The sequence below is a fragment of the Leisingera sp. UBA4491 genome (genome assembly GCF_002388965.1).
Taxonomy (GTDB): Bacteria; Pseudomonadota; Alphaproteobacteria; order Rhodobacterales; family Rhodobacteraceae; genus Leisingera; species Leisingera aquaemixtae.
Map to the genome: position 1 here is coordinate 20,425 of NZ_DGNN01000011.1, position 24,509 is coordinate 44,933.

At 65.1% G+C, this 24,509-nt stretch carries 25 protein-coding genes; 14 read left to right on the forward strand and 11 right to left on the reverse strand.

What is annotated here, in order from left to right; genetic code table 11:
* Positions 1-4 precede the first annotated feature (4 nt).
* Both B2P87_RS05310 and B2P87_RS05315 read right to left on the reverse strand, forming a co-directional pair.
* Entirely contained in the window at positions 5-1,243 is a 1,239-nt protein-coding gene (locus B2P87_RS05310) for an MFS transporter (protein ID WP_141890839.1), read from the reverse strand.
* Positions 1,244-1,322: 79 nt separating this feature from the next.
* Positions 1,323-2,285, reverse strand: a complete 963-nt coding sequence (locus B2P87_RS05315) for a DMT family transporter (protein ID WP_141890838.1) — start codon at positions 2,283-2,285, stop codon at positions 1,323-1,325.
* A gap of 439 nt (positions 2,286-2,724) precedes the next feature.
* On the opposite strand from B2P87_RS05315, the gene B2P87_RS05320 reads away from it, so the two are divergent.
* From B2P87_RS05320 to B2P87_RS05330, 3 genes are all read left to right on the forward strand, one after another.
* On the forward strand, positions 2,725-3,900 hold the full coding sequence (locus B2P87_RS05320) for an aspartate aminotransferase family protein (RefSeq protein ID WP_141890837.1): 1,176 nt from the start codon (positions 2,725-2,727) through the stop codon (positions 3,898-3,900).
* Positions 3,901-3,979: 79 nt separating this feature from the next.
* Positions 3,980-4,906, forward strand: a complete 927-nt coding sequence (gene argF / locus B2P87_RS05325; protein ID WP_058285944.1) for an ornithine carbamoyltransferase — start codon at positions 3,980-3,982, stop codon at positions 4,904-4,906.
* A 229-nt stretch (positions 4,907-5,135) separates the two neighbouring features.
* Positions 5,136-5,855, forward strand: a complete 720-nt coding sequence (locus tag B2P87_RS05330; protein WP_141890836.1) for an SDR family NAD(P)-dependent oxidoreductase — start codon at positions 5,136-5,138, stop codon at positions 5,853-5,855.
* A gap of 73 nt (positions 5,856-5,928) precedes the next feature.
* On the opposite strand, the gene B2P87_RS05335 is transcribed toward B2P87_RS05330, so the two are convergent.
* From B2P87_RS05335 to hrpB, 3 genes are all read right to left on the reverse strand, one after another.
* The gene (locus B2P87_RS05335; protein WP_058285942.1) at positions 5,929-7,410 is read right to left on the reverse strand and encodes an inorganic phosphate transporter; all 1,482 of its coding nucleotides are present in this window, start codon (positions 7,408-7,410) and stop codon (positions 5,929-5,931) included.
* A gap of 90 nt (positions 7,411-7,500) precedes the next feature.
* Positions 7,501-7,959, reverse strand: a complete 459-nt coding sequence (locus tag B2P87_RS05340; RefSeq protein ID WP_058285941.1) for an NUDIX hydrolase — start codon at positions 7,957-7,959, stop codon at positions 7,501-7,503.
* 300 nt (positions 7,960-8,259) lie between these two features.
* A complete protein-coding gene (gene hrpB, locus B2P87_RS05345; protein WP_141890835.1) occupies positions 8,260-10,707 on the reverse strand; it encodes an ATP-dependent helicase HrpB in 2,448 nt (815 codons plus the stop codon).
* A gap of 339 nt (positions 10,708-11,046) precedes the next feature.
* On the opposite strand from hrpB, the gene meaB reads away from it, so the two are divergent.
* The 4 genes from meaB (at position 11,047) to B2P87_RS05365 (ending at position 13,563) form a co-directional block, all read left to right on the forward strand.
* A complete protein-coding gene (meaB, locus tag B2P87_RS05350) occupies positions 11,047-12,024 on the forward strand; it encodes a methylmalonyl Co-A mutase-associated GTPase MeaB (RefSeq protein ID WP_141890834.1) in 978 nt (325 codons plus the stop codon).
* 215 nt (positions 12,025-12,239) lie between these two features.
* Positions 12,240-12,530: a 50S ribosomal protein L28 gene (gene rpmB / locus B2P87_RS05355; RefSeq protein WP_019296104.1), complete on the forward strand. Its 291-nt coding sequence runs from the start codon at positions 12,240-12,242 to the stop codon at positions 12,528-12,530.
* Positions 12,531-12,667: 137 nt separating this feature from the next.
* Positions 12,668-13,018 carry a DUF2946 family protein gene (locus tag B2P87_RS05360; protein ID WP_244940723.1) on the forward strand — a complete coding sequence of 117 codons (351 nt, stop codon included), beginning with the start codon at positions 12,668-12,670 and terminating at the stop codon, positions 13,016-13,018.
* Between the two features lie 56 nt (positions 13,019-13,074).
* Positions 13,075-13,563 carry a copper chaperone PCu(A)C gene (locus B2P87_RS05365; protein WP_141890832.1) on the forward strand — a complete coding sequence of 163 codons (489 nt, stop codon included), beginning with the start codon at positions 13,075-13,077 and terminating at the stop codon, positions 13,561-13,563.
* 97 nt (positions 13,564-13,660) lie between these two features.
* Here the strand turns inward: B2P87_RS05365 and B2P87_RS05370 are convergent, their stop codons facing one another.
* Positions 13,661-14,359: an NAD-dependent deacylase gene (locus B2P87_RS05370; RefSeq protein WP_141890831.1), complete on the reverse strand. Its 699-nt coding sequence runs from the start codon at positions 14,357-14,359 to the stop codon at positions 13,661-13,663.
* Positions 14,360-14,408: 49 nt separating this feature from the next.
* Here B2P87_RS05370 and B2P87_RS05375 point away from each other — a divergent pair, with 49 nt between their 5' ends.
* Entirely contained in the window at positions 14,409-14,846 is a 438-nt protein-coding gene (locus B2P87_RS05375) for a low molecular weight protein-tyrosine-phosphatase (protein WP_141890830.1), read from the forward strand.
* Here B2P87_RS05375 and B2P87_RS05380 read toward each other — a convergent pair whose 3' ends face one another.
* From B2P87_RS05380 to B2P87_RS05395, 4 genes are all read right to left on the reverse strand, one after another.
* Positions 14,847-15,812, reverse strand: coding sequence for a LysR family transcriptional regulator (locus tag B2P87_RS05380; protein ID WP_058285934.1), 966 nt, complete (start codon positions 15,810-15,812; stop codon positions 14,847-14,849).
* A gap of 171 nt (positions 15,813-15,983) precedes the next feature.
* Positions 15,984-16,295, reverse strand: coding sequence for a hypothetical protein (locus B2P87_RS05385; RefSeq protein WP_058285933.1), 312 nt, complete (start codon positions 16,293-16,295; stop codon positions 15,984-15,986).
* A 150-nt stretch (positions 16,296-16,445) separates the two neighbouring features.
* Positions 16,446-16,628, reverse strand: coding sequence for a hypothetical protein (locus tag B2P87_RS05390; RefSeq protein ID WP_008555705.1), 183 nt, complete (start codon positions 16,626-16,628; stop codon positions 16,446-16,448).
* Positions 16,629-16,999: 371 nt separating this feature from the next.
* A complete protein-coding gene (locus B2P87_RS05395) occupies positions 17,000-18,319 on the reverse strand; it encodes a hypothetical protein (protein ID WP_141890829.1) in 1,320 nt (439 codons plus the stop codon).
* Positions 18,320-18,365: 46 nt separating this feature from the next.
* Between B2P87_RS05395 and lepA the strand changes: the two genes are divergently transcribed.
* From lepA to B2P87_RS05410, 3 genes are all read left to right on the forward strand, one after another.
* The gene (gene lepA, locus B2P87_RS05400; RefSeq protein WP_141890828.1) at positions 18,366-20,180 is read left to right on the forward strand and encodes a translation elongation factor 4; all 1,815 of its coding nucleotides are present in this window, start codon (positions 18,366-18,368) and stop codon (positions 20,178-20,180) included.
* 360 nt (positions 20,181-20,540) lie between these two features.
* Positions 20,541-21,875, forward strand: coding sequence for a hypothetical protein (locus B2P87_RS05405; protein ID WP_141890827.1), 1,335 nt, complete (start codon positions 20,541-20,543; stop codon positions 21,873-21,875).
* Between the two features lie 293 nt (positions 21,876-22,168).
* Positions 22,169-22,411: a hypothetical protein gene (locus tag B2P87_RS05410; RefSeq protein WP_141890826.1), complete on the forward strand. Its 243-nt coding sequence runs from the start codon at positions 22,169-22,171 to the stop codon at positions 22,409-22,411.
* A gap of 61 nt (positions 22,412-22,472) precedes the next feature.
* On the opposite strand, the gene B2P87_RS05415 is transcribed toward B2P87_RS05410, so the two are convergent.
* Positions 22,473-22,610 carry an entericidin A/B family lipoprotein gene (locus B2P87_RS05415; protein ID WP_024089362.1) on the reverse strand — a complete coding sequence of 46 codons (138 nt, stop codon included), beginning with the start codon at positions 22,608-22,610 and terminating at the stop codon, positions 22,473-22,475.
* 181 nt (positions 22,611-22,791) lie between these two features.
* Here B2P87_RS05415 and B2P87_RS05420 point away from each other — a divergent pair, with 181 nt between their 5' ends.
* From B2P87_RS05420 to B2P87_RS05430, 3 genes are all read left to right on the forward strand, one after another.
* The gene (locus B2P87_RS05420; protein WP_141890825.1) at positions 22,792-23,118 is read left to right on the forward strand and encodes a TraR/DksA family transcriptional regulator; all 327 of its coding nucleotides are present in this window, start codon (positions 22,792-22,794) and stop codon (positions 23,116-23,118) included.
* A gap of 163 nt (positions 23,119-23,281) precedes the next feature.
* A complete protein-coding gene (locus B2P87_RS05425) occupies positions 23,282-23,584 on the forward strand; it encodes a TraR/DksA family transcriptional regulator (protein WP_141890824.1) in 303 nt (100 codons plus the stop codon).
* Between the two features lie 233 nt (positions 23,585-23,817).
* Positions 23,818-24,471, forward strand: coding sequence for a protein-L-isoaspartate O-methyltransferase family protein (locus tag B2P87_RS05430; RefSeq protein WP_141890823.1), 654 nt, complete (start codon positions 23,818-23,820; stop codon positions 24,469-24,471).
* Positions 24,472-24,509: the final 38 nt, after the last annotated feature.

A 24,509-nucleotide genomic window follows, 5' to 3' on the forward strand; every position in this document is an offset into this window, starting at 1 on the left:
GCCGCTACTGCGCAGGCAGCGGGTCTTCGGCGGGCAGCGCCGCGGCCCTGTTGCGTCCCAGCCGCGGATGCAGCTTGCCCGCCAGCAGGGCGGCAAAGGCCATGGCGCCGGCCCCCGCCGCAAAGATCCCGGCCAGCGGCGACACCATCAGCACCAGCCAGGCGGCCCCCGGCGTCACGATGCCGGAGATGTCGCGGTAGCTGGAATAGACCGCCGACATCTCGGTGCGCTCGGACGGTTTCACCGCCATCAGGAACGGCAGCCCGCCGCAGATGTCCAGGAGGATCAGCGCCGCCGACCCGGCCATCAGCAGAGCCACCGACAGCGCAGGCCAGCCCTGCAGCGCCGCTGCCGCGCCGAAACAGAGGGTGACGGTCAGGAACCCTGTGCGCACTGCCATCCGGATCGAATGCCGCTGCACCCAGCGCTGCAGCAGCGGCGCGGCAAACAGGCAGCCGTTGGTGATTGACAGCAGAATGCCGCCCAGCTCCTGCCCCAGACCCTTCTCGATGGCAAAGATCGGCAGGTAGACCACATAGATCCACCAGCCGGAGGAGCGGATCACCGCAAACAGCCAGCCGGTCACCAGCCGCGGCTGCTCCAGGAAGCGCGGCAGGTATTTCAGCGGGCTGGAGGCGGGGCCGCGGGCGCGGGCGATCTGCTTGCCGTTGCCCATCCGCATCCACCAGAAGGCCGCCAGCATCACGAGGGCCGCCGCGGCGGAGATCAGGAACGGGGCGGGCGCCCAGACCTCCAGCAGCAGCACGCCGGTCATCGGCCCGGCGGTCCAGCCCAGGGCCGAATAGAACATCCGCGAGGTCTCGCATCTGCCCAGCTCGACCCGGGCAATGTAGTCCAGCACATAGGCGTTGAAGCAGACGAATGTGGTGACCGCCGCCATGGTGTTGAGCGCCAGCGCGGCCAGCACCGACGCGGGGCTGCCTTCGATGGCGAAACCTGCCGACAGTACGAACATCAGCGCCCCCAGGCTGTAGGCCCAGCGGCGCGGCACCAGCCGGACCAGCGCGGGCACCATCAGCCCGGCAATCAGCGACAGCACGCCCACCGCAAAATAGGAGGCGGAGACCAGGCCCGCATCCCCCAGCGCCCGGTAGATGATCAGCGGAAACACAGAGATCAGCGTGCCGCGCACCACCGCCTCAAGCCCCGCCAGGATGCCGAAGTCCCGCACCGAGGGCACCGGCGCATGGCGCAGCCATTCTGGAATCCGTCTCTCATGCATCTGCGTGCTCCTGTCCTGCTAAGGGGCAGGGTGGCGCGCCCGGCAGGCGGAGAATGCCTGTTTTCGACGCAGGTGCCGCTCATGGGCCAGTGGCAGGAATATCTTTCTCGCTGGCCGCTGTCCGGTGCGGTTCCTTCCCGGCGGCTGCGGCGCGGCCCGCAGGCGGGCGCACCCGGCCCTCGCGCCAGGCCAGCACGGCGGCCCCGGCCAGGATGATGCAGGCGCCGAGGACGGAAATGGCATCCGGCACCGCGCCAAAGCCAAGGATGTCATAAAGGGCAGCAAACACCAGTGTGGCATAGCTGAACGGTGCAACGAAGGAGGCTTCCGCCCGCGCCATCCCGTTGATGAAACAGGCCTGTGCGCAGGCCATCAGCAGCCCCAGGGCCGCCAGCGCCGCCCATTGCGCCGGGCTTGGCATCTGCCAGACCGGCAGCACCGCGCAGCTGGCGATCGCCAGTCCCAAGAGGTTGTTGACCCATAAGATCTGCAGGGGCGCCTCGCGGCCCGCCAGCTTCTTGATGAAGATCAGCTCCAGCCCCATCACCGCCGCCGCGCCCAGGGCCAGCAGCGCCGCGGGCTGGAAGCTGGCAGGCGTGGGCCTCAGCAGGATCATCGCGCCGGTCAAGGCGATCAGCGCCGCGCCCCAGCGCCAGGGGCCGACCCGCTCGCCCAGCAGCGGAATGGCCAGCAGCATGCCAAAGACCGGGTTGAGGAAGGTGATCGCGGTGGCATCGGCCAGCGGGATATAGGCCACGGAGGCAAACATCAGCGTGACACCCGCCCAGCCAAAGGACGTGCGCCCGATGTGATAGCCCCAGTGCGGCCGGGTGAATTTGGGCCGCAGGATCAGCACCGCCGTTGAGATGGCCATGAAGGCAAATAGGAAGCGGCCGTGGCTGATCTGCAGCGGGTGCAGCGGTTCGCCCAGCATATCCGTCCCCAATGCCTTGGCCATCAGCGTGGTGCCGGCAATGAAGGTCGTTGCCGCCAGGATCAGGGCAGCGGCCAGGGGCGGGTTTTCAGCGGTGTCGCGGCGCATGTGCAAGCGGTGCGGCAAGCCGCCGCGGGATGCAAGCGAAAAGGGGCCGGCGGCTGCCGCAGGCTTGAGGCGGGGCAGGGACGCCGCCCCGCAGATTGCAGAAGATAAGGGGCTCTGCCCCTCTTGGCCTGACGGCCAATTCACCCCGGAGTATTTCCGCAAAGGTGAAAGGGAGGGGCGGAGCGCTGCGGCGGATTGGCCGGGCGCATTGCACAAATGGGGTTTTCTTTCGGGGAAACCTCCATTATGGAACCTCCCTATGATCAAACACGCAGATACCACCATCTCGCGACGCCGACGCCGCCTGGCGTGACCGGCCCTTGATCTGTTGCGCCTGCTCTGCGGCGCATCCCCCCTTGAAATCCATTGATCCACCGTTGACCCAAGGCCAGGCTTACGTCACAGCTTTGGCTTCTACCTTAGAAAAAGGATGATCCCGATGATCCCGTCCGTTCTGCCGACCTACAACCGTGCCCCGCTTGAGTTCGTCAAAGGCGAAGGCGCCTGGCTGACCACGGCGGACGGGCGCCGCTTTCTGGATCTGGGCTCCGGCATCGCGGTCAACGCACTGGGCCATGCCCATCCGGCGCTGGTGGAAGCGCTGACCGCGCAGGCGCAGAACCTGTGGCATGTCTCCAACCTCTACCAGATCCCGCAGCAGCAGGCGCTGGCGGACAAGCTGGTGGAGCATACCTTTGCCGACACCGTGTTCTTCACCAACTCCGGCACCGAGGCCTGCGAGCTGGCGGTGAAGATGGCGCGCAAGTATTTCTACGACAAGGGCCAGCCGGAGCGGGTGGAGATCCTCACCTTTGACGGATCCTTCCACGGCCGGTCGTCTGCGGGCATCGCTGCCGCGGGCTCCGAGAAGATGGTCAAGGGCTTCGGCCCGCTGCTGCCCGGTTTTGTGCATCTGACCTTTGGCGACCTCGATGGCGTCACCAACGCGATCTCGGAAAAGACCGCCGCGATCCTGATCGAGCCGGTGCAGGGCGAGGGCGGTATCCGCCCGGTGCCGGATGCGGAGCTGAAGGCACTGCGCCAGATCTGCGATGAGCATGGCCTTCTGCTGATCCTGGATGAGGTGCAATGCGGGGTGGGGCGCACCGGCAAGCTGTTCGCCCATGAATGGGCGGGCATCACCCCCGACATCATGATGGTGGCCAAGGGCATCGGCGGCGGCTTCCCGCTGGGCGCGGTGCTGGCGACCGAGGACGCGGCCAGCGGCATGACCGCGGGCACCCACGGCTCCACCTACGGCGGCAACCCGCTGGGCTGCGCGGTGGGCTGCGCGGTGATGGATCACATCGCCGATGACGCCTTCCTGGCCGAGGTGAACCGCAAGGCGGGCCTTATGCGGCAGAAGCTCGAAGGGCTGGTGGCCGATCATCCCGAGGTGTTCGAGGAGGTGCGCGGCGCCGGCCTGATGCTGGGGCTCAAGTGCAAGGCGGTGAACGCCGATGTGGTCCAGGCGGGCTATGGCAACGAGCTGATCACCGTTCCGGCAGCGGACAACGTGATCCGCCTGCTGCCGCCGCTGACCCTGACCGATGAGGACATCGCCGAGGCCGTCCGCCGCCTGGACAAAACCGCCGCCCAGGTCGCCGCCGCCTGATTTTCACCTTTTCAAAAATACTCCCGGGGGTCCGGGGGCAGGCAGCCCCCGGCCTTCGCCAGCCAGAAGCGATAGGACTATGAAGCATTTCCTCGACATCCACAAAACCGGCCCCGCAGACCTGCGCGCGATCATCGATCAGGCCAAGGCCACCAAGCAGGCCCGCCTTGGCCGCCCCAAGGCGGCGCTGGATGATGAGCTGCCGCTGAAAGACAAGATGGTGGCGCTGATCTTCGAAAAACCCTCGACCCGGACCCGGGTGTCCTTCGATGTCGGCGTGCGCCAGATGGGCGGCCAGACCATGGTGCTGAGCGGCAAGGACATGCAGCTGGGCCATGGCGAAACCATTGCCGACACCGCGCGCGTCCTCAGCCGCTATGTCGACATGATCATGATCCGGACCTTTGACGAGACCGTGCTGACCGAGATGGCGGAATACTCGGACGTGCCGGTGATCAACGGGCTGACCGACCGCACCCACCCCTGCCAGATCATGGCCGACGTGCTCACCTACGAAGAGCACCGCGGCCCGATCCAGGGCAAGAAGGTGGTCTGGTGCGGCGACGGCAACAACGTCTGCGCGTCCTTCCTGCATGCGGCCGGCCAGTTCGGCTTCGACCTCACCTTCGCAGGCCCGGCGCAGCTGGACCCGGAGGAGGAATTCGTCGGCCTGGCGCGCAAGGCAGGCTCCAAGGTGGTGATTGAGCGCGACGCGGCCAAGGCGGTCGAAGGCGCGGATCTGGTGGTCACCGACACCTGGGTGTCGATGCATGACAGCCAGTCCTCCAAGGAGCGCCGCCACAACATGCTGCGCCCCTATCAGGTCAATGCGGAGCTGATGTCCCACGCCAAGCCGGATGCGCTGTTCATGCACTGCCTGCCGGCCCACCGCGAGGAGGAGGCGACCAGCCAAGTGATGGACGGGCCGAACTCGGTGATCTTCGATGAGGCCGAAAACCGGCTGCACGCGCAAAAGGCCATCATGCGCTGGTGCGCCGGCAGCTGAGACCCGTGCCGTTTATAGCCAAGCTTGAGGCCTAAGGGCCGGCAGGGCGGGGCACTCCCGCCTGCCGCGCCCCCTTCCCTGGAAGGGGCCTTGCCAGTTGGGCGTGGCGCCGGGCCTGCGGCCCGGCGCGGTGACCGGACTGCAGCGGATGCGCGTAAGCCCCCGAACCCCTTGTACAGGGGGCGCATTGCCGCCACCATCCTGCTGCCGGATAGGGGGAGGTTCCGCGATGGCAGACACATCATCAAAACCGCTTGCACTGATCGTGGGCGCAGGGGCGGGCCTGTCGGCCTCCCTTGCCCGGGCGCTGTCCCGGGAGGGCTATGCGCTGCATCTGGCGGCGCGCAGCACGGACAAGCTGCAAGGGCTGGCGGCAGAGACCGGAGCGCAATTGCATGCGCTGGATGGCACCGATGCGGAAAAGGTCCGGCAACTGGTTGCGGGCCTCCAGGGGGCGTTGCGGGTGGCCTGCTATAACCCGTCGGCCCGTGTCCGCGGCCCGGTTGCGGACCTGGACCCGGAACAGGTGCGCAAGGCGGTGGAGGTCACCGCCTTTGGCGCCTTTGTGCTGGGTCAGGCGGCGGCGAAACGGATGCTCACGCAGCAGCCAGAAGACGGGCGGCGCGGCACCATCCTGTTCACCGGCGCCTCTGCCGGGGTGAAGGGCTTTGCCCAGTCGGCGCCCTTTGCCATGGGCAAATTCGCGCAGCGCGGACTGGCGCAGTCGATGGCGCGGGAGCTGCACCCCAAGGGCATCCATGTCGCCTGGATCAATATCGATGGCGGCATCCGCAATGCGTCGCGCCCCGAACGGACAGAGGGCGCAGACAACCCCGACAGCATGCTGGACCCGGATGCCATCGCCGGAGAGTATATGAACCTGATCCATCAGCACCGCTCCGCCTGGAGCGACGAACTGGTGCTGCGGCCCTGGGTGGAGCGGTTCTAGGCAGCAGCGCAAGCCAAAGAAAAACCCCCGCAGCCAAAAGGCGCGGGGGTTTTTGCGGTTCTTGCGGTGCGGCTCAGCCGACGAAGGTGTTGAGCAGCAGGTAGATCACCGCTGACAGAAGGGCGGCGGCCGGAACAGTGATCACCCAGGCGGCCACGATGGTCATGAAGTGGCTGCGGCGCACCAGCTTGCGGCGGCGGCGTTCCTCCGGCGCGATGCGCTTCTCTGCCGGGCGGCCTGCGGCGGTCTTCTTCAGGCGGCGCTCCATGTGCCACTCGCGGAAGAAGCCGACGCCGAACACCGCGCCCACCGCGATATGGGTGGAGGAGACCGGCAGGCCCAGCCAGCTGGCCACAATCACGGTGATGGCGGCGGACAGCGACACGCAGTAGGCGCGCATCGGGTTCAGCTTGGTGATCTGGCTGCCGACCATGCGGATCAGCTTGGGGCCGAACAGGAACAGGCCGAAGGAGATACCAAAGGCGCCGATCACCATCACCCAGGTCGGGATCGTCACCTTGGTGGCAAAGTCGCCGAACTCGGTCGCGTGCACGATGGCGGCCAGCGGGCCGACCGCGTTGGCCACGTCGTTGGCGCCATGGGCGAAAGACAGGAGCGCGGCGGAAATCACCAGCGGCAGGCCGAACAGCGCCTTCAGCGACTTGTTACGGTTCTCCATGCCTTCGGACTGGCGCTTGATCAGCGGCGCGGTGATCACATAGGACAGGGCGCCAATGCCGGCGCCGATCAGCAGCGCGGTTTCCAGGTCGATCTTGACGATCTTCTTCAGCCCTTTGAGAGCCAGATAAGAGGCAAAGGCGCCTGCCATGATCGCGACCAGCACCGGCACCCAGCGGCGGGCGGCGGCGATCTTGTCGTCCTGATAGATGATCTTGGCCTTGATGAAGGCCAGGAACAGGGCAGCAATCACCCCGCCCAGCACCGGCGAAATCACCCAGCTGGCAGCGATCTTGCCCATGGTGGGCCAGTTCACCGCGGCGGTGCCTGCGGCGGCCACGCCTGCGCCCAGCACGCCGCCCACGACCGAGTGGGTGGTGGACACGGGCGCGCCGACCCAGGTGGCCAGGTTCACCCACAGCGCCGAGGAGATCAGCGCCGCCATCATCGCCCAGATGAAGACATTGCTGCTGGACACCGCGGTGGGGTCGATGATGCCCTTGGAGATGGTCGAGACGACATCGCCGCCCGCCAGCAGCGCGCCGGCGCTTTCGGCAACGGCGGCAATCACGATGGCGCCGCCCATGGTCAGCGCGTTGGCGCCCACCGCCGGACCCATGTTGTTGGCCACGTCATTGGCGCCGATGTTGATCGCCATGTAAGCGCCAAAGGCCGCGGCGGCGATCACCACCATGCTCATGGCGGAGCCGCCGAAGAAGACGCCGGCGCCGAGGCCTGCCAGCACGATGAAGGCCAGCGCAATGCCCGGCGCCACCAGCGGGCGGGAGACATAGGCGGTGGCGAGTTCGAGCTGGGAGATCCGGTTCAGGTCCTTGTCCAGCGTGGTCCATTGCGTGCGCTGGGGTGCATCGCTCATAGTCGTATTCCTGATTCTGAGGTCTGCGGACGCGCCTAACGCCGCTGCGGGAGCGGTTCAAGCGTTTGACATGAAAATGTCACATAACTTTTACAATTGGCGCAGCAGCTCCTGCAGCTGCGGCTCCTGCACCAGTTCCGCGGCCTCCTCCGGGCGCATCCACCGGCGCGTGCGCTGGTGGGACTCGGGGTAATCATCCGCAAGCGCCTCGACTTCCGCGGCAAAAATCAGCGTGGTCACCGGCTCATCGGCGCCGTGGCCGCGGCGCTTGAGGTAATTGAACTCGCCTACCGGCTGTTTGGAAATGCGGGCAGAGCGCACCCCGGCCTCTTCCCAGGCTTCCTGCAGCGCCGAGGCCGGCCCGTCCTTACCCTCGACCGGCCAGCCCTTGGGGATGATCCAGCGGCCGGTGCCGCGGCTGGTGATCATCAGCACTTCCTTGCCGTGCGCGCCGGTGCGGTAGCACAGGGCGGCAACTTGCAGGCGGTTCGGTCGTTTCAGCATCGGCCTGAGGATTTCCTCCCAGGCGCGCGTCAGGGTGCGGGTCATCGCTGCTCAGCCTTTGGTGTTGGGTTGGCCCCGTGTTCTTGTGTGAAGTTGTGGGAAAGTATGCGGACTTGCCCGGAATATCAAGGCTGCCGCCTGAACGGAGCCGTCCCGCGCGGTTTTACGGCTGCGGTTTGACGGCCCGCTTGCGGCATCCCGCGCAGTATAGCCGGCAGGGGTGAAAAAAGCACTTACCAGCCAGGCTCCGGCGCTGCGGCGGCGCTCCCGCCCGCTGGTCCGCGCATCAGGGATGCGCTGCCAGCGGTTGGGCCGGGCAGCGCGCCTGCGGCGCGCTGCGGGCGCTCACTTGCGCCGTTTCGCGCGCAGCGTCGGGTCTTCCTGCGTCGGATCCTCCGGCCAGGGGTGCTTGGGGTACTGGGCGCGCATGTCCTTTCGCACATCGGCATAAGAACCTGCCCAGAAGCCGGGCAGGTCGCGGGTGATCTGGATCGGGCGCTGGGCGGGCGACAGGAGCGACACTTTCAGCGGCACGCCGCCTGCGGACGGGTGGCGGGTGACGCCGAACATCTCCTGCAGGCGGACCGAGATTTCGGGGATCTCGCCGTCATAGCTGATCGGGATCTTGCGCCCCAGCGGGGTGATGAAACTGCCCGGCGCCTCGCGGTCCAGCACTTGCGTCTGCTCCCAGCTGAGCGCGGCCTTGAGCGCGGGCAGCAGATCGAAACGTTTCCAGTCCTCCGCCGATTTCACCCCGCCGAGCATTGGCAGCAGCCAGTCCTCCAGCGTGTCCGTCAGGCCGGGCAGCGAGAAATCGGGCAGGTCAAAGCCTTCCGCCCGCACCAGCTCCACCCGTGCGGCCAGCCGCGCCGCAGCACCCGTCAGCCGCAGGCCGAGGTCGCGCACCCCGTCCAGCATCGCCCGCGCCACGGCGTCCGGCGGCACATCCTTCCAGATGCGGTCGTCCAGCACCACGGCACCGAACCGTTCCTGCTGGCGCGCCACCACCCGGCGGTCGCGCTTGGACCATGCGCAGACATCCGTCCAGACGATCTGATCGGCAAACAGTTCGCGGATTTCCGCCAGCGAAATCTGCGCCGCCATCCGGATCTTCGCCTCGCGCGGATTGCCATCGGTATCGAGCGCCACGATGAACGGTGCGCCTGCCAGCGTGTCGCCGCCGTCGAGGATGGCGCCCTTGCCGCCCGACAGCACAAAGCGCGGGGTGCCGCCCTTGCGGCGCTGGCCCGCACGGTCGGGATAGGCCAGTGCCGCCATCATCGCCGCGGACAGGCCCGTATCCCGGCGGCCTGCCTGTTTCTCCAGCCGCCGCGCCTCGCTCTTGATGCGCTCCGCCACCGGGCGGTTCAGCTGATAGGGGTGGCTGCGCGCAAACCCCTTGGGGTCCCTCAACGCCTTCAGCCGCAGCGACAGATCCGCAGGCGCGCCGCGCAGCGGATCACGCTCGCCCAAAAGCGCTGCCAAAGGCGCCGCCGCAGGACCCGCCTGCAGCAGCATATGGCCAAGCCGCGGATGCAGGGGCAGGGCGGCCAGCGCCTTGCCATGCCCGGTGATCCGCCCCTGCGCGTCCAGCGCCCCCAGCATGTGCAAAAGCGCCTGCGCCTCGGCCAGCGCGCCCGCGGGCGGCGGGGTCAGGAAGGACAGATCCTCGGGCGCCGCGCCCCACAGCGCCAGTTCCAGCGCCAGCGCAGTGAGGTCGGCGCTTTCGATCTCGGCGGGCGGGAAGGCCATCAGCGCGCCTTCCTCGCCCTTGGCCCACAGCCGGTAGCAGATGCCCTCTGCCACCCGCCCCGCGCGGCCCTGGCGCTGGGTCGCCTCGGCGCGGGTCACCTTCTCCGTCACCAGCCGCGACATGCCCGAGCCGGGATCGAACCGCGCACGCCGCGCCTGGCCCATATCCACCACCACCCGGATGTCCTGAATGGTCAGCGAGGTCTCGGCGATCGAGGTCGCCAGCACCACCTTGCGGCCCTGCGGCTCGGGCTGGATCGCCGCGCGCTGCTCGGCAAAGGGCAGGGCGCCGAACAGCGGCCGGATATGGCAATGGCCGGGCAGGCGCTTCTCCAGCGCGCCGGCGGCGCGGCGGATTTCGCCCTCGCCGGGCAGGAACACCAGAATGCCGCCGCCGGTGGCCTTTGTGTCTCTCTCCGCCTGCACAACCAGATCCACCAAGGCGTCCACGCGGCGGGCCTGGGCGGGCAGGGGGCGCTCCAGCCAGCGGGTCTCCACCGGATAGCTGCGCCCCTCAGACGTCACCATCGGCGCGTCCATCAGCGCCGCCACCGGTTCGGCGTCCAATGTTGCCGACATCGCCAGCAGCATCAGGTCCTCGCGCAGCGCGCCCGCAACTTCCAGGCACAGCGCCAGCCCCAGATCGGCGTTCAGGGAGCGTTCGTGAAATTCATCAAAGATCACCGCGCCGACGCCGGGCAGGTCCGGGTCCGATTGCAGCATCCGGGTCAGGATGCCCTCGGTCACAACCTCGATGCGGGTCGGTTTCGAAACCTTTGCATCGCCCCGCACCCTGTAGCCGACGGTCTGCCCCGGCTTCTCCCCCAGCGTCTCCGCCATCCGCTCGGCGGCGGCGCGGGCGGCCAGACGGCGGGGTTCCAGCATCACGATGCGGCCTGCGGTCAGGCCTGCCTCCAGCATCGCCAGCGGCACCCGCGTCGTCTTGCCCGCACCGGGCGGCGCCTGCAGCACGGCACGGCCGCGGGCGCGCAGGGCGTCCAGGAGGTCGGGGAGGGCGTCTTCGATCGGCAATCTGGTCATGCCCGCCTTATCGCCAAAGGGGCGGGTCAGGTCCAGCGGTGTGTCCTGAACAAGAGGCTGTTGATTTAACACATAGGGCTGCAGAGGCCCGCGGGGTGGCGCGAATGCGCCGCCCCATGGGGGCGGGCCGGCGCAGCCCGGCTTTCAGCCGGGCGGTACAGACATCGCAACCAATGCGCCCCATTGCGCTTCCTCCCGCTACGCAAACCGCACCAGCCGCGGCGGATTTGCCGCCTTCCCTGCGGCGGCGTGTGTTGTAGGTTGCGCGCCAGACGGCAGGGGCTGGACTTTGCGGCGCCGCTTGCGCCAAGGTCCGCCCATCACGACAGGAAGGCACGCATGGATACCGAACAGCTGACGCAGAAAATCCTCGATGGCGACCGCCGGGCGCTGGCCCGCGCCATCACCCTGGTGGAAAGCGGCCGCAAGGATCACCGCGCCATGGCGGGCGAACTGCTGTCGGAGCTGGCAAAACACAAGCGCCAGTCGCTGCGCATCGGCCTGTCCGGCACGCCCGGCGTCGGCAAGTCCACCTTCATCGAAAGCTTCGGCATGATGCTGACCGGGCTTGGCCTGCGGGTGGCGGTGCTGGCGGTCGATCCCAGTTCGGCGCGCTCCGGCGGGTCCATTCTGGGTGACAAGACCCGGATGGAACGGCTCAGCCGGGACAAGAACGCCTTCATCCGCCCGTCCCCCAGCCAGAGCCACCTGGGCGGCGTCGCCCGCCGCTCGCGCGAGGCGGTGGCGCTGTGCGAAGCTGCTGGGTTCGACGTGGTGCTGATCGAAACGGTTGGCGTCGGCCAGTCGGAAACCGTGGTGGCGGAGATGTCGGATCTGTTCCTCCTGTTGCTGGCGCCCGCGGGCGGCGATGAGCTGCAGGGGGTGAAGCGCGGCATCATGGAAATGGCCGACCTCATCCTGGTGAACAAGGCCGACGGCCCCCTGAAACCCGTCGCCACCCGCACCTGCGCCGATTACTCCGGCGCCCTGCGCCTCTTGCGCAAGCGCCCGCAGGACCCGGAGGGCTTCCCCAAGGCGCTGATGGTGTCCGCGGTGGAAGAACACGGGCTGGACAAGGCCTGGGAGGAGATGCAGGCGCTGACCGCCTGGCGCAGGGAGAACGGCCACTGGGAGCGCCGCCGCGCCGATCAGGCCTGCTACTGGTTCGATCAGGAGGTGCGCCAGGCGCTTTTGGCGCGGCTGGAAACACCGGACGCCAAGGCGCAGATGGCAGAGCTGGCAGGCACAGTTGCAAGCGGCGGCAAAAGCCCGGGCGAGGCGGCGCAGATAATGCTGCAGGCGCTGGGCGCTGCCTGACGCCGCCTGACGGGGCAAAAAGGGCGGCTGCAGGGGCTTGCGGCCGGCCGGAAACGGGTGCAGTAAGCCCGGCAAGAAAGCTGAGTTGAATCACTTGACGCTGTTGCCGGTTGAGCGTAAGAGCAGCGGACCAGTTTTCGGGCGCAGCCAATGGCCGCGCCCCTTGTGATTTGGCGCCGGACTGCCAGCGCCTCCAAAAAACGAAGGATGAAGATATGTCGCGCCGTTGCGAACTGACCGGAAAAGGCCCGATGACTGGCAACAATGTCAGCCACGCCAACAACAAAACCAAGCGCCGCTTTCTGCCCAACCTGAACGACGTGACCCTGCAGTCCGAAGTTCTGGGCCGCGGCGTCAAGCTGCGCATCTCCGCAGCTGCCCTGCGCTCGGTCGACCACCGCGGCGGCCTGGACGCGTTCCTGGCCAAAGCCAAGGACGAAGAGCTGTCGGCAAACGCGCTGAAAGTGAAGAAAGAGATCGCCAAGGCACAAGCCGCACAGGCTTAATTTCCTGGCCTGATCCCTTCACCGGATCGGATTACACACACCGCGCAGGGGCATCCTTGCGCGGTGTTTGCGTTTGCGCAATCTGCCGCAGGGTTGCGCCTTGCGGGGGCCGCGCCGCGGGGGCATATCTTGCGGTGATGATCCGTGCCTTGCGCATATCCCTTGGCCTGTTCCTGGCCCTGATGGTCGCCCTGACCGCCCACAGCGCCGCCGCCCGGCAGGGGGAGCGCGATGCCGCGGGCCAGATGGTGATCTGCACCGGCACCGGCCCGGTCATCATCTATGTGGACAGCGAGGGTCAGCCGGTAAAGCCGCCGCACCATTGCCCCGATTGTGTCGTGCATGTCCTGGACGCGGTGATGCAGCCTGCGGGGCTGGTGCTGCCGGTTGCGGTTTCCAGCAAAGTGGCTGCCGTGCGGGCAGCTGCGCTGCCCGCGGTGCAGCAGATCCTGCGCGCCACCGCCCGCGCGCCGCCTGCTGCCGCCTGAACGGCCAGGACCACTCCCAATTTGAAAACTGAATACCTACCAAGAGGAGACAGGATATGTCCCTGAAGTCTGTTGTCTTTGCAGCCGCGGCGGCTGCTGCCTTTGCCACTTCTGCCTTTGCGGGCGATGCCATGATCATGGTGCACGGCCAGTACGCGCGGGTGTCCTCGCCGGCTGCCAAGGCCGGTGCCGCCTTCATGGAAATCATGAACAAGGGCGAGGCCGATGATCAGCTGATCGGCGTGCGCTCCGACGTGGCGGCCAAGGTGCAGCTGCACACCCACAAGGAAGGCGGCGACGGCGTCATGAAGATGATGCATGTGGAGGAAGGCTTTGCCGTGCCGGCAGGCGCTACCCATATGCTGCAGCGCGGCGGCGACCACATCATGTTCATGGGCCTGAAGCAGCCGCTGAACCACGGCGATGTGGTGAAGGTCACGCTGGTGTTCGAGAAAGCCGGCGAGGTCGAAATTGACGTGCCGGTGGATCTGGAGCGCCAGGACGGGGCCCACGGAAACATGGATCACTCCACCCACACCAATTAAGGCCCGCAGGGCAGGGCGGGCGCGGCGTCAGGCTGCGCCGCAGCCCTCCTTCGCGCCCAAAGCCCGCCCTTGCGGCGGGCTTTTTTGGTGTTTGGGGCTAGCGGAGCAGCTCCGCCACCCAGGCGGGCACGGTTTCGCTGGCCGGGCCGAAGCGGCGCTCAGCAAAGCGGGAGGCGGCGGCGGAGGGTTCCAGGTTCAGCTCCACCGTATGCGCGCCCGCCAGATGCGCCTCATCGACAAAGGCCGCGGCGGGGTAGACCTCGCCCGAGGTGCCGATGGCGGCAAACAAATCCGCCTCCGCCAGATGGGCATAGATCTCCTCCATGAAATACGGCATCTCGCCGAACCAGACCACATCGGGCCGCCCCGCAGGTGCCGCGCAGGCGGGGCAGGGCTGGCCGGTCTGCATCTCCAGCGGCGCAGGCCAGCGGTGCCCGCAAACCGCGCAGAGCGCGCCTGCCAGCGTGCCGTGCATATGCAGCACCTGCGCGGCCCCGCCCGCCTCATGCAGGGCGTCGACATTCTGGGTGACAATCACCACCTCGCCCGGATGGTCCGCCTGAAGCTGCGCCAGCGCCTGATGCGCCGGGTTGGGCTGCGCCTTTGCCGCCTGCGCCCGGCGGGCGTTATAGAAGCCATGCACCAGATCCGGGTTGCGCGCGAAGCCTTCCGGCGTCGCCACATCCTCGATCCGGTGCTGCGCCCAGAGGCCGCCCTCATCGCGGAAGGTTCCCAGCCCGCTTTCGGCGGAAATCCCGGCGCCGGTCAGGATCACTATCTTCGCGCTCTTTTCCATTGCCCTGAAACCCCCTATCACTGCTCCCGTCCAAAGGAGCCGTTTGCCAATGCCTACCCGTATTCTGTTTGTCTGCCTAGGAAACATCTGCCGCTCCCCGGCGGCGGAGGGGGTGTTCCGCGCACTCTGCCCGGAAGCCGAGACCGACAGCGCCGGCACGGCGTCCTACCACGTGGGAGAGCCGCCCTACGGCCCGATGCAGGCGGCGGCGCGGGCGCGGGGGCTGGATCTCTCGGACCTGCGCGCGCGGCAGTTCCGGGGCGCTGATTTCGGCAGCTTCGATCTGATTGTCGCCATGGATGCCAGCAATCTGGACAACATCGAGGCGCTGCGCCCGGCAGGCAGCGAAACCCCGGTGCGCCTGTTCACCGATTACGCGCCCGAAAGCGGCGCGGACCATGTGCCGGATCCCTATTACACACGTGATTTCGACGGCTGCCTGGACCTGATCGAACAGGCCGCAAAGGGGCTCAAGGCGGCGCTCTGATTACTCTGCAATCACCCGGAAGCCGCCTGCCAGGAACGGCAGCTGCTGCACCGCCGGGTCGATCATCTTGCTTTGCACCAGGCGGCGCACGGTTTCGGCCACATCGCGCGGCACCCGGTCGGCCCAGTCGGCGGCAGTGAACAGAGAGATCGTGCGGGACATCTCGCCAAAGGGCAGCGGGAAGGCGTCGATCTGGTCGTGGAAGCGCCCCGCGCGCATGAAGCCCAGCGGCGTGGTGATCGCCCAGCCGATCCGCCGCGCCACCATCGCCATCAGCGCCAGATGCGAGCCGACCTCGAACCGGTCCTCGACCTCCAGCTTCTGGCGGCTCAGCAGCGCCTCGATCTGCTGCGAGATCAGCTGCTCGCGGGCATAGCGCAGGAACGGCAGCCCCTGCAGCTGCTCCGCCGCCTGCGCCGCGTCCGAGACCGCACCGCGCGGCGCCACCAGGATGAAGGGATCGCGCACCAGCGGGTATTCCACCAGCCCCTCGTGCAAGCCCCCGGCGGTGGCGGCGACGGCGATATGCAGCTCGCGCGCCTCCAGCGCGCGGATGATGTCGTGGCTGGAGGCGGTGATCATCTTGAACCGGCACTGGGTCAGGCTGTCGGCCAGGATGGTGGCCAGCCGCGGCGTCAGGTCATTGTCGAAATCGTCGATCAGCCCGATCGACAGCGCCTGCAGGTGGGACAGGTCCATCACCGTCAGCTCGCTCTGCGCCAGCCGCAGCTCGCCCAGCACCGCCTCGGTCCGCGACAGGAAGCTGCGCCCCGCCGCCGTCAGCACCATCGGGCGGCGTCCATGGTCGATCAGCTCGCTGTCCAGCGCCTTTTCCAGGTTGCGCATCTGCTGGCTGACGGCGGGCTGGCTCAGGCCGGTCAGCTCAGCCGCCTGCGCCACCGAGCCGGTCTTGGCCAAAGCCTCGAACACTTCCAGCCCGCGCAGGGTAACACCTTTGATCAACATATGAACTGCTCCAATACCTTGCGCCGTTCTTTCCGGTTTGGGGCAGTGCGGTCAAGAGGGGCGGGGCCGAGGCTCCGGCCCGCTGCGAAAATGCCGCAGCGCGAATGTATCAAAACGGCAAAAAGGCGCCCCCGGGGGACGCCTTGGCACTGCCTGGGCAGGCGGCGCGGCTCAGCTGCAGCTGCGCGCCGCGTGGTCGCCAAAGGCCTTGTAGCGCTGCCACAGCCGCTCGTCATTGCGGTTGCTGGACTGGCGCACGACCTGGGCCTTGTGCGGGTCCGCAAACCACTTGGAGACGGTCTTGCGCTCCGAGCGTGTCAGGCTGCGGTTGGCGACATTCTGGATGCAGCTGCACAAGGACGGCGTCGCGGCGGTGCGGTCCGACTGGCGGCAGGCGCGCTCAATGGCGCCGGCCGAGACGCCTGCGGGCGCCAGTGCTGCAAGAAATCCTGCGCAAAGCGCGGCTGTCAGGAAAGGTTTCATCTGCTCATGCCCCGGTTCTTGGCAAGCGGGTCTGATGCCCGCGGGAATGGCCCGCAGTATGGCGCAAGCCGGGGCGCGTTTCAATCGTGGTAAACGGGGGGGCAAAGGCGCCGGAGCGCTGCGGCTTGCGGCGCTCCGGCGGCCTGGTGCTCAGGTCTGGTTCGGCCCGCGCATGGCGCGCACGGCCTGGCGCACGGCTTTCCAGTCTGCGGCCTCGGCGTCCTTGCCGGCTTCTTCGCATTCGCGCATTTTCTGCGCGGCTTCGGCCTCGGCCTTGTCGCCATGCGCGCTGTAGAGCGCGCGAGCATACTCAGCGGCTTTGATTGCATCCATGCGGGTCGTCCTCCTTTGCTGTGGTCATCACCCGTCAGCGGGGCGCGCGTCTCGCGGTAGGCATGGAGTATAGCGCATTTTGGCCGGGCGTGCAGGGAACCGGGAGAATTTGAGGGGTTCGGGAGGTGCGGGAAGGGCAGGGACCAAAGGCCGTGCAGCAAGTCGGAGGGCAGTGCCCGCCCGTTTTGCCGGAGGCAAACCTTTGGTTTGACGGGGCGGATCTGGCGCTGCCCGGCGGTGCCGCCGGGCGGGAGGTTTATGAGCACTGTCCGATGGTGGTCGTCGAGGGCTGTGGCTGACCTTGGGGAGGCGCATCGCGCTTTCCCGTGGGGAAGGTCAGGCGCGGCCCGGCCTCTCGGCCGGGCGGGAGGCTAGATTTCTAGCGTGCTCTCTGCCGACACCGGTGTGCGTGCGGGAACGGCTTTGGAAGGTGAAGATACGTCACCAAAAATCATGTCGCGATAGTGGGAGATGTTTTCAAGCCGGCGCTGTGTGCCTTCGGCGTCTCCGCTCACGAACCATAGGCCAGTGCAAAGAGCCGCGTACAGTTTCCAGTCGCCTAGGCTTGTGCCCAGTTGCTTCTTGAAGGCATCGGAGAAAACCGAGGGTTTTGAGATGCTCGCTTTCTGAAGTTCATTTTCGAGCTGAGCGACTTTCGCATTGAGGCGGCCAATCTCTGCGCGCAGCTGATCTTCCGTTTCACTCGCAATGGTCCTGTCGCTGGGCGCATCCTGAATGGTTGAATTCACCGCCAGCAGCAAGGCAGGTAAAGCCGCCAGAGGCTCCAACGCTTCAGGGAGCGCATTGGCGCCGGTTTCCGCGTGAAAGCGTTCAATGCTTTGGGTGACCTGCGCGGCGAGGCCTTGCAGGGTTGCAGAGGCAATAACCCGGTTTTTGAACAAGTGGCTGACGGACTTGGGTTCGTGCTTAGGGAAACTTTCTTTGCTTGTCGGCGGCGCGTCGAATTCAGCCCTGATGCGCTCGATTTCGGCTGCGACGGCTTCGGGGCTAGCGTTCCAGACGGGATCTTCGATTAGGGCAACCTGCCGCTGGAGTTCCCAGTCGAGCGGTTCTCCCTCAAGAAAGCCTTGGTACCAAGTGCGCCAAAAGGACCAACAACTATGGGATAGTTTCTTTGTCCATGAAGCCAAGTCGAATGACCCGCCTAATCTTTGGTAGAACAGTAGTGAAGGGTCATCAGGCAGATGAGCCAATTCCATTTGGAGGCGGTGAAGCTCTCGCATACAGGTCTGAAAGGAAAAGTTAGACAGATGTCTTTCAATAATATCAGTTGGTTCCGGTGTAGCTGATTGTGTAGCCAGTTGCCGCGCACTGTGGTCTATTAAAATTGATGCCTCACCTGAATTGGATAGCCAGACTGAAACATCTGGGGAGTGTTCGTTTAAAAATGCATTCGCCATTGTGATGGATGGAAAAATCGGCAGTGCGTCTGGATCTTGTATGTAACAACATTGGCCCAACAGGCTGCGAAGGTGTGACAAGAAGAAGAGATTTGCACGAGGGCCTTCTTCTGGACTTGGCAGTCCTGCAGCCAGTAGTGGGATGGTAGTGAGAGCGGTTCGAACTAGCAGGACATTGTGGAAGGGTTTTGCCGTTGGTTCAGCAAGTCTGGACGCAAAAGCTTGAAACTCTGCCTCCAACTCATTGCGATCTTGCTCATCCATGTCCATTCAATCCACCTTGACCAAACCCCGAATCCAAATCATATGCCTGAGCATGACTGACCTCGCTCACATCCGCAATTTCTCCATCGTCGCCCATATCGACCATGGCAAATCCACCCTCGCTGACCGGCTCATCCAGGAGACCGGGACGGTGAAGGACCGCGACATGAAGGAACAGCTGCTCGACGCCATGGACATCGAGCGCGAGCGGGGGATCACCATCAAGGCCAACACCGTGCGCATCGACTACACCGCGCAGAACGGCGAGACCTATGTCCTGAACCTGATCGACACCCCCGGCCACGTCGACTTCGCCTATGAGGTCTCCCGCTCCATGCGCGCGGTTGAGGGCTCGCTCTTGGTCGTCGACTCGACGCAAGGGGTGGAGGCGCAGACGCTCGCCAACGTCTATCAGGCGATTGAAGCCGATCACGAGATCGTTCCCGTCCTGAACAAGATCGACCTGCCGGCCTCCGACTGCGACCGGGTGGCGGAACAGATCGAGGATGTGATCGGCATCGACGCTTCCGGCGCCATCCAGGTCTCGGCCAAGACCGGCCAGGGCATCCGCGAAACACTGGAGGCGATCGTCCAGCACCTGCCCGCGCCCAAGGGCACCCGCGACGCGCCGCTCAAGGCGATGCTGGTCGACAGCTGGTACGACAGCTACCTCGGCGTGATCGTTCTGGTCCGCATCATGGACGGCGTCCTGAAAAAAGGCATGCGGGTCAAGTTCATGTCGAACAACACCCTGCACCACGTCGACCGCATCGGCGTCTTCCGCCCCGCCATGCAGACGGTGGACGAGCTGGGGCCGGGCGAGATCGGCTTCCTCACCGCCTCGATCAAGCAGGTGCGCGACACCCGCGTCGGCGACACCATCACCAACGACCGCAACGGCACCGAAAAAGCCCTGCCGGGCTTCAAACCCGCCCAGCCGGTGGTGTTCTGCGGCCTGTTCCCGGTCGACTCCGCCGAATTCGAGGACCTGCGCGACGCCATCGACAAGCTGGCGCTGAACGACGCGTCCTTCTCCTTCGAGATGGAAACCTCCGCCGCCCTCGGCTTCGGCTTCCGCTGCGGCTTCCTGGGCCTGCTGCACCTCGAAGTCATCCGCGACCGGATCGAGCGCGAATATGATATCGAGCTGATCACAACCGCGCCCAGCGTGATCTACCACGTCTACATGAAGGGCAAGGACAACGAGCCCGGCGAGATGATCGAGCTGCACAACCCCGCCGACATGCCCGACCCCTCCAAGGTCGACCACATCCAGGAGCCGCGCATCAAGGCGACCATCCTGGTGCCGGACGAATACCTGGGCGACGTGCTGAAGCTCTGCCAGGACCGCCGCGGCATCCAGATGGATCTCTCCTACGCCGGCTCCCGCGCCATGGTGGTCTATGACCTGCCGCTGAACGAGGTGGTCTTCGACTTCTACGACCGCCTGAAATCGGTGACCAAGGGCTATGCCTCCTTCGACTACCAGATGATCGGCTACCGCCAGGACAACCTGGTCAAGATGTCGGTGCTGGTGAACGACGAGCCGGTGGATGCGCTCTCTACCATGGTCCACCGCGACCGGGCCGAGATGCGCGGCCGGGCGATGTGCGAGAAGCTCAAGGAACTGATCCCGCGCCACATGTTCAAGATCCCGATCCAGGCCGCCATCGGCGGCAAGGTGATCGCCCGCGAGACCCTCTCGGCGCTCCGCAAGGACGTGACCGCCAAATGCTACGGCGGCGACGCCACCCGGAAGCGGAAGCTTCTGGACAAGCAGAAAGCGGGCAAGAAGAAGATGCGCCAGTTCGGCAAGGTGGATATTCCGCAGGAAGCGTTCATTTCCGCCCTCAAAATGGACAGCTAAGGCTGACCATTTTCGAGGGCGCGCGGGCGAAAGCGGTTGGCGCAGCCAATTGCGTGCCCGCACCCCGGCGTTCTGCGGCGGAAACGAGACCTATTCAAACGGTTGCAACACGGGGCTTCGGCCCCGTTTTTCGTTGCTGGCCGATCCAATGTCCCGCCCGGCGGCACGCTAAGCGGAAGCGGAACCTTAAGTTCTTGGACAAGCCAAAGGCGGGCAAGAAGATGCGACAGTTCGGCAAGATGGACATATCACAAGAGGCAATCATCTCTGCGTTGAGGGTGGATGAATGGGCTGATCTAGGGTTGCGTGAGGAGTAGGTTGGGCGTACTTAATCCTGGCATTTCTATCGGAGTCAGGAAAATGTCTAAGTCGAAAGGCAAAACAGCCCTCGCCCCCCAGCACTCGTCTGTTCTGTTGCCCGAAATAGAGGCAAATTCAGAAGAGTTAATTTCTGATGTAACAAGCGCACTTGGCGTAGATAGAGAGCTATTGCCAAGCGATGAGCAAATTTCTCATGTTTGGAGCAATATTCCGCGTCAATTGCGTAAGATCCCCCCTGAATTAAGGGACTTGGGCATGGTTCGGCTGTGTTTGGCAGCAAGTGTGGGTCTATTTGATAGTTCTATAAACTACATTTGGAATGCTACTATTCTCGAATTGCGGAGAAAAATTTCCACGTTTGGTCTCAATACTGTCAGTCAGATGACTGGCGACAACTATACGGAGGAAAGCCTTAAGGAGTCGAAAGATTTTGATCTCCTAAAGTTGTGCCTGCAGCTTAACTTGCTTTCTGAAGAGGCCCACTTCAAGCTTGATCAGTGCCGAGCTATGCGCAACCACTTTTCTGCTGCGCACCCATCTATGGGAGATGTGGATGAGGATGAAGTAATAAGCTTCATGAGCCGATGTGCCAAATATGCTCTTTCAGGAACGGAAACGCCGACTGGAGTAGATATTTCTGAGTTGGTTAAGGCGCTTAAGGGGGCAACGCTCACTGAATCTCAGAAAGAGTTTTGGGAGCAAAAAATCTCAGGTACTAATTCTGCTCAAAAGAGTTTTATTGCTAACTCGCTGCACGGGATTTATTGTGATCCGGGGTCGGCCCAGAGCACTCGGCAAAATTGCATCGATGTGGCGTCTGAAGTTTTTGAGACGCCATCAGAGCTTTCTGGGGCGATAGACGCGCACATAAAATACAAAGGGCGTGGTGAGGAAGCAAAAGTCGCTGCATCTAGAGAGTTTTTCCGTCAAATAGGAAGAGTCGATTGCCTGTCTGAGAGTGAAATTCATGATCTCTTTAGTCGTGAGTGCGACAGGCTGATGAATGTTCATAATCAGTTTGACAATTTTTATAACGAAGTTCCTTTTGCTGAAAGGTTGCTCGAAACCTTCAGTCAAACTACGCCGCCTGAGACGGTTCGAGATAAGCTCGTGGATACCCTAATTACTTGTTCTGTGGGTAATGAATATGGAACCTCGCGTGGAGCAGATGTTTACTACAAGCAAGCTATTGAAAAATTTTCGGCTGCTATGATTGCTAGAATGCTGGATATTCCAAATGAACGCAACCTTGTCGCATCTCGAATCAAAACAGAAAACAGGTGCAGGAATAAATATGTGTCTATTCTCAAAAGCGTTGATCGTGAGAGCGTACCGGTGAGGTATAAAAAGCAATTCGATAAATGGGTTTCTTAAGGAGGCTAGATAAATCTCCGACTGCCATTACGTTGTAGCTTTGTCTATGTTCCGCCCGGTCGCCAGACCGGGCAGCGCCCGTCCCGCCCCCCACGGGGCGGGCGCTTCGCTTCCCACCCCGCCGGGCCGAGCGCTGACCTCCGCGCTCGGATCTGACATCTCCGCTACCATCCGGGCGGAGAGTCCCCCATGCGCCACTCTCCGCCCATCCGCCGCCCCCCCGCAACTCTCCGACTGAAAACCCACCCGTTCCATGCTATCCTCCACCCCGTTCATCTGGGGAGGATAACACCATGAAACACCTGACTTTGGCCGCCGCGATCGCTCTCTTGGCGTCTCCGGTGCTGGCCGGGCAATGTCCCGCCGACATTGCCGCCATCGACGCGGCACTGGCGGCTGGCACCGAACTGTCGGAAGAAGATCTGGCAACCGTCCAGGAACTGCGCGACGAGGGCCAGGCCCTGCATGACAGCGGCGATCATGACGCCTCGGTTCAGACCCTGGCCGAAGCCAAGACGCTGCTGGGCATCGAATAACCCGCAACAGAAAACGCCCGGCGGCAAAACCGGGCGTTTCCAAGCTGCAAGTCCGGTCGGTTTACAGTGCGTCCTGCACGTCCTGCGCGGCGCCGCTGATCGCCTGGCCGGCCTTGGAAATGTCGCGCCCCGCGCCCTTGGTGGTCTCGCAGGCCGCCAGGCCCAGCAGCATCAGCGCACATGTGAAAATCCGGATCATCGTCGAAGGCTCCTCATCTCTGCTCAAACCCTTTGGCAAATACCTAGCAAGCCGCCCCGGCGCAGGCCAGCGGATTTGCAGGCCGGCGGATTTGCGGGGCAGGCAAGGGGCTTGAGCCAAGTCAAGGCCGGGGCTCCGGGGCCGGGCTACTCTGCGCAGGACATTACAGGAGGCAGACATTATGGATCTTTCCACCCGCAAACAGGCGCTGGAGGCGCGCCGCACTGAGCTGACCGGGCATCTGAGCGAGGTTGAGCACACGCTGGACGCGCCGATGCCCAAGGACTGGGAGGACCGCGCCTCCGAGCGGCAGGGCGATGAGGTGCTGGAAAGCCTCGGCAAGGCGGAACTGGACGAATTGCGCCGGATCGATGCGGCGCTGGCCCGGATCAAGGCGGGCACCTACGGCATCTGCGCCTCCTGCGGCGAGATGATTTCGGACGCGCGCCTGGACCTGCTGCCCGCCGCGCCGCTGTGCAAGACCTGCGCCGCGGAGGGGGCGGGCTGAGCCTGCGCCCCGGCCCCAGCGGCGGCCGCTGGGGTTTACCAAAAATTTGCAACTTATAAGGTAGTGCAATCCTTCGAAATCGCGGGCATATTGATCTGGATCAAGGCTGTGGCTTTGACCTTGCGGCACGTTGCGCGAAAAATTGAGCTGGAGGGTATGGACTATGAACTTTTCCACCAGAAAACAAACGCTTGAGGTGCGCCGGATGGAGCTGGCGGGGATTCTGTCGCAGGCCGGACTCGCGGCGGAGGCGGCCGCGGCCTATGCCGCGTCCCGTCTGCAGCGGGCACCGGCCGCCGGGGTGCCGGCCAAGGCCAGCCTGGACGAGCTGCGCCGCATCGACGCGGCGCTGGCCCGCCTGCGCGAGGGGTCATACGGCTTCTGCCAGATCTGCGGCGACGATATCGCCGACGACTGGCTGGACCAGCGCCCGGCCTCGCCGTTCTGCAAAAGCTGCGCTGCCTAGCCGGGGCAGGGCGCAGCCGCACGGGCCGCGCGCCCGCATCCGCCGGAAACCATAAGCTTCTCACAGCCAGCGGGCGCCCGTCCCGCTGGCTGCTGCCGTTTGCGGCGGGGGCGGCGGCGGCGCGCCGCGGCAGCGCTGCACCAGTCGCGGCTTTCGCGCCAAAGGCCCCGTTGCCGTGCCTGCCGGGATGTGCCACAACCTGATGCAACAGACTGAACACATGAGTTTAGCAAATGCCTGATTTCGCCGAACGCCGCCGTATGATGGTGGACACCCAGATCCGCCCGTCGGATGTCACCAAATACCCGATTATCGAAGCCATGCTGGCGGTCCCGCGCGAGCAGTTCGTGCCCGCCGCGCAGCGCGAGGCGGCCTATGCCGACCAGAACGTGAGCCTCGGCGGCAGCCGCGTGCTGCTGGAGCCGCGCACCCTGGCCAAGATGCTGGATGCGCTGGACATCCAGAAGGACGAGCTGGTGCTCGATGTGGCCTGCGGGCTGGGCTATTCCACCGCGGTTGCGGCGCGGGTGGCGCAGATGGTGATCGGCGTCGAGGAAGACGAGGATTTGGCGGAGGACGCCCAGACGCTGCTGTCCGAGACCGGTGCCGACAATGCGATCGTGCACACCGGCCCGCTGGCAGAGGGCGCGGCCGAACACGGGCCGTATGACGTGATCCTGGTGCAGGGCGGGGCAGAGGAGCTGCCGGCGCCGCTGCTGGCGCAGCTCAAGGACGGCGGCCGGATTGCGGCGCTGATGATGACCGGCGCGCTGGGCGAGGTGAAGATCGGCTACAAGAGCGGCGGCGGGATTTCCTGGCGGTTCGACTTCAACGCCGCCGCGCCGGTGCTGCCGGGCTTTGCTGCTGCGCGTGAATTTGCGCTCTGACCGCACCGGTCGGGCACGGCGGCTGACGGGGCGGGGCC

What these genes read in the sequence shown, in the direction of transcription:
- B2P87_RS05310 (WP_141890839.1), bottom strand. Translation starts at nt 1,243, where the DNA reads ATGCATGAGAGACGGATTCCAGAATGGCTGCGCCATGCGCCGGTGCCC.
- B2P87_RS05315 (WP_141890838.1), bottom strand. Translation starts at nt 2,285, where the DNA reads ATGCGCCGCGACACCGCTGAAAACCCGCCCCTGGCCGCTGCCCTGATC.
- B2P87_RS05320 (WP_141890837.1), top strand. Translation starts at nt 2,725, where the DNA reads ATGATCCCGTCCGTTCTGCCGACCTACAACCGTGCCCCGCTTGAGTTC.
- argF (WP_058285944.1), top strand. Translation starts at nt 3,980, where the DNA reads ATGAAGCATTTCCTCGACATCCACAAAACCGGCCCCGCAGACCTGCGC.
- B2P87_RS05330 (WP_141890836.1), top strand. Translation starts at nt 5,136, where the DNA reads ATGGCAGACACATCATCAAAACCGCTTGCACTGATCGTGGGCGCAGGG.
- B2P87_RS05335 (WP_058285942.1), bottom strand. Translation starts at nt 7,410, where the DNA reads ATGAGCGATGCACCCCAGCGCACGCAATGGACCACGCTGGACAAGGAC.
- B2P87_RS05340 (WP_058285941.1), bottom strand. Translation starts at nt 7,959, where the DNA reads ATGACCCGCACCCTGACGCGCGCCTGGGAGGAAATCCTCAGGCCGATG.
- hrpB (WP_141890835.1), bottom strand. Translation starts at nt 10,707, where the DNA reads ATGACCAGATTGCCGATCGAAGACGCCCTCCCCGACCTCCTGGACGCC.
- meaB (WP_141890834.1), top strand. Translation starts at nt 11,047, where the DNA reads ATGGATACCGAACAGCTGACGCAGAAAATCCTCGATGGCGACCGCCGG.
- rpmB (WP_019296104.1), top strand. Translation starts at nt 12,240, where the DNA reads ATGTCGCGCCGTTGCGAACTGACCGGAAAAGGCCCGATGACTGGCAAC.
- B2P87_RS05360 (WP_244940723.1), top strand. Translation starts at nt 12,668, where the DNA reads ATGATCCGTGCCTTGCGCATATCCCTTGGCCTGTTCCTGGCCCTGATG.
- B2P87_RS05365 (WP_141890832.1), top strand. Translation starts at nt 13,075, where the DNA reads ATGTCCCTGAAGTCTGTTGTCTTTGCAGCCGCGGCGGCTGCTGCCTTT.
- B2P87_RS05370 (WP_141890831.1), bottom strand. Translation starts at nt 14,359, where the DNA reads ATGGAAAAGAGCGCGAAGATAGTGATCCTGACCGGCGCCGGGATTTCC.
- B2P87_RS05375 (WP_141890830.1), top strand. Translation starts at nt 14,409, where the DNA reads ATGCCTACCCGTATTCTGTTTGTCTGCCTAGGAAACATCTGCCGCTCC.
- B2P87_RS05380 (WP_058285934.1), bottom strand. Translation starts at nt 15,812, where the DNA reads ATGTTGATCAAAGGTGTTACCCTGCGCGGGCTGGAAGTGTTCGAGGCT.
- B2P87_RS05385 (WP_058285933.1), bottom strand. Translation starts at nt 16,295, where the DNA reads ATGAAACCTTTCCTGACAGCCGCGCTTTGCGCAGGATTTCTTGCAGCA.
- B2P87_RS05390 (WP_008555705.1), bottom strand. Translation starts at nt 16,628, where the DNA reads ATGGATGCAATCAAAGCCGCTGAGTATGCTCGCGCGCTCTACAGCGCG.
- B2P87_RS05395 (WP_141890829.1), bottom strand. Translation starts at nt 18,319, where the DNA reads ATGGACATGGATGAGCAAGATCGCAATGAGTTGGAGGCAGAGTTTCAA.
- lepA (WP_141890828.1), top strand. Translation starts at nt 18,366, where the DNA reads ATGACTGACCTCGCTCACATCCGCAATTTCTCCATCGTCGCCCATATC.
- B2P87_RS05405 (WP_141890827.1), top strand. Translation starts at nt 20,541, where the DNA reads ATGTCTAAGTCGAAAGGCAAAACAGCCCTCGCCCCCCAGCACTCGTCT.
- B2P87_RS05410 (WP_141890826.1), top strand. Translation starts at nt 22,169, where the DNA reads ATGAAACACCTGACTTTGGCCGCCGCGATCGCTCTCTTGGCGTCTCCG.
- B2P87_RS05415 (WP_024089362.1), bottom strand. Translation starts at nt 22,610, where the DNA reads ATGATCCGGATTTTCACATGTGCGCTGATGCTGCTGGGCCTGGCGGCC.
- B2P87_RS05420 (WP_141890825.1), top strand. Translation starts at nt 22,792, where the DNA reads ATGGATCTTTCCACCCGCAAACAGGCGCTGGAGGCGCGCCGCACTGAG.
- B2P87_RS05425 (WP_141890824.1), top strand. Translation starts at nt 23,282, where the DNA reads ATGAACTTTTCCACCAGAAAACAAACGCTTGAGGTGCGCCGGATGGAG.
- B2P87_RS05430 (WP_141890823.1), top strand. Translation starts at nt 23,818, where the DNA reads ATGCCTGATTTCGCCGAACGCCGCCGTATGATGGTGGACACCCAGATC.